We start from the raw sequence: 2,926 nt of genomic DNA on the forward strand, positions 1-2,926 counted from the left end.
CTTTTTTACTCAGGGTTGCAGCGTACAAAAACAGTTAATTGCCACCGGCGGCAGTCGCTCTGACGGAATCGTTAAGATGTCGTTTGAGTATGGCTTATTCGAGATACCTAAATTGAATGAACAACAAGGACTAGATTCGGCAAAACAACGCTGTGAGGCTTGGGGATACGCAGATGCCGAGCCATTTGGTGGCGCCACTAAAATCTGCACAAATCCTACTCGTAACGGTTGCGCTAAATGGCTAGTGACTATTGAATATCAGTGCACGGACTCTTCCGCTGGCCGAATATAGTTCTCCTGTCGCATAGCCCTGAACTCCTGCTAGCAGGACTTCGTGAATTTGGCTTGCTGCGTAGCTAGTGCTTAATTGCATTATTAAGCGACAATAATGTAATCTTGGGAGTATGTCACGAGTAGCCCCAAAAATTGAGTGTTCCGCAGAAGAGCAGACGGAGTTAGAGAGACGCGCAGCAAGCCGTACGGAAGAAGCGCGAGTAGTCGAGAGAGCCCGGATGATTCTGGGCTGCCTGGATGGTGCGCAACTCCAAGAGGTGGCAGCGACATGCCGAACGCGAGCCAATACGGTCATCAAATGGCGGAACCGTTTTATGTCTCAGGGGCTTTTGGGATTATCTGACGAACCTCGACCCGGCGCACCGAAGACGTATGATGAGAATTTCCGTCAGCGTGTTTTGGCTATCCTTGAGCTGCCACCGCCAAAGGGGCAAGCCGTCTGGGATGGTCCTGCCGTGGCTAAGGCTCTGGATAGTTCGGTTTACGCCGTTTGGCGGGTGCTTCGCAAGGACGGGATTTGTCTACAACGACAACGTTCCTGGTGTGTCAGTACCGATAAAGAATTTGCGGCCAAGGCGGCGGATATTGTCGGCTTGTATTTGAGTCCGCCGGAGAATGCCTTGGTCATCAGTGTCGACGAGAAACCCAGCATCCAAGCCCTGGAACGCACGACTGGGTACGTCGAAACCGACAGTGGCAAGATTGCGCACGGATTCAAGAGTACCTATAAGCGTCATGGCACACTGAACTTGTTTGCCGCCCTGCAGGTCGCGACCGGGAATATCACCGCCCAAATCACCGAAACCAAACGGCGTGAAGATTTTCTCGGATTTATGGACACGATTGTGGCGGAGACGCCGGCAGGCCAAGAATTGCACGTGATCCTGGACAATTATTGTACCCACAAGAAATGCGATGCCTGGCTGGCTCAGCATCCGAATGTCCATTTCCACTTTACACCCACCTCGGCCAGCTGGCTGAATCAGGTGGAAATCTGGTTCGGCATACTGTCGCGCAAAGCTTTACGCGGCGCCAGTTTCCAAAACATCGCCGCCTTACGCCAAGCCATTGAAGACTTCATTGCCGCATACAATCCTACGGCTACACCTTTTCGATGGCGGAAACGTGAGGTTCGCCGTGCGCAACTACGAAATACTATCGCTAATTTACGGAATTAAGCACTAGCTATTTTTTTCTAATCTGAAGTATCAAACAACGCTAATGATCGCTGTACGTCGTCGTGCAGACTTGTTGTGCGTTGCAAGTTACAGTCTTTTTCACCTTGGTCACTCGCTTGACCTCCGGTGTAGTGCTTGGTTGCTCGGCGGCCAGTGTATTGGGCCGAATTGGGACCGCGGAAATCGCTGGGGCTCTAACAATTTGTTCCGGTGACGAACCGTTGGCCACCAAGGTCATGGTATTACCGCTTTGGGTGATGGTGAAAAGTTTCAAGGTATTCATGCCAATGAGCACCTCGTCCAGATGCTGATTGATCGTTGCCTCGAGATTGCTGATTTCGGCGTTGCCAATTTTCAGGCTGGTGATTTGCGTCAGCCGATCGACGACTTTCCCGCCGGCCGTATTAGTATTGACAGGCCTACCCACGGGCAGATTGGCGGCGTAGGCTAAATTCGCTGGAATCGAGGTGATGGTCGCCCCGGTATCGATCAAAAAAGGCATCGGCACATGATTGATCAGTACGGTTCCTCGGAAGTGTCCTTGGCGATCGGCTTTTATTTCAAGCCCCCCTGAAATAGGGACATCAGCCGGATTGCCCAGAGGAATTGAAAGGCTTGGGGATGCAGGCGGGCGGACCGCTCGTTGTTTTAAAAGTCGATCGGCCCCCAGCCAAAGACTGGACAGCATCAATGCCGGTATTAAAAGGTATTTCAGACTTCCCGATTTCCGTTGGGGCGGATTCGGACGGTTAATGTGTCTGAGCGAAGAGCCAAAATCGTTGCCACCTGGCTTCGACGCCGATTGATGTTTCTCCCAGTAATAGTCTCGATCTTGTATGCCCATGCCACGCTCTCACGGTTGTAACGCTCGCCATAATGCGACCAATATAACCTGGGAAGCGTCGTCAGGATGATAAGTACCGCACGCTGCCAACAAATCACTGTCAGTTCGATTCAACCATGCATTCCGGATCGCCAAACCAAGGTTGAAATGGAGGTTGTACAAATCGTCTACCGCCATGCCAGCAATGGCCTGTTTGTCTTCTTCGAGCAAAATCGATGCAACCGATCGACCGCTTCGGAAAGTGTGGTCCGCGGATTTTCGTGTTCCAGTTTCAGGGTTGACCCATTTGTTGCCGAAGTTACGACCTCGGCGTCTTGTAGCCAGTTGGAAGATTCTCGGACAATTCATCCATCTTAGCGTGGCGTTGACGGCCTGAATACTTTTTCGGTCATGGCTGGGGGCTTCCTCCTGGCCCTAGCTGCATCCACCGGCCTTAGTGCGTTCACGAATTATCCACCGCCAGATCAACCTTCCCTTTGGTTTTTGACATTTTCCCCAATGGTGTGTCCGTTACTATAATTACTCCGTTCGGCGTACGACCCTCGCCCGACGCACGCGAATAACCTCCAGAAACTTCACGGTCACTTCCTTGAAAAAGGTGCGTGGCAGA

Annotated in this window: 4 protein-coding genes; 2 read left to right on the forward strand and 2 right to left on the reverse strand. The window is 51.8% G+C overall.

The window, feature by feature from the left end; genetic code table 11:
- Together yecR and AC3B8H_RS19945 are read left to right on the forward strand one after the other, a co-directional pair.
- A partial coding sequence (gene yecR / locus AC3B8H_RS19940; protein WP_488443265.1) for a YecR family lipoprotein occupies positions 1-292 on the forward strand: 292 nt, incomplete at its 5' end.
- A gap of 112 nt (positions 293-404) precedes the next feature.
- A complete protein-coding gene (locus AC3B8H_RS19945) occupies positions 405-1,472 on the forward strand; it encodes an IS630 family transposase (RefSeq protein ID WP_488443266.1) in 1,068 nt (355 codons plus the stop codon).
- Between the two features lie 40 nt (positions 1,473-1,512).
- Here the strand turns inward: AC3B8H_RS19945 and AC3B8H_RS19950 are convergent, their stop codons facing one another.
- A complete protein-coding gene (locus AC3B8H_RS19950; protein WP_488443267.1) occupies positions 1,513-2,316 on the reverse strand; it encodes a retropepsin-like aspartic protease family protein in 804 nt (267 codons plus the stop codon).
- A 9-nt stretch (positions 2,317-2,325) separates the two neighbouring features.
- The gene (locus AC3B8H_RS19955) at positions 2,326-2,664 is read right to left on the reverse strand and encodes a DUF6794 domain-containing protein (protein WP_488443268.1); all 339 of its coding nucleotides are present in this window, start codon (positions 2,662-2,664) and stop codon (positions 2,326-2,328) included.
- Positions 2,665-2,926 lie beyond the last annotated feature (262 nt).

The organism is Methylomonas sp. BG-2 (genome assembly GCF_057766305.1).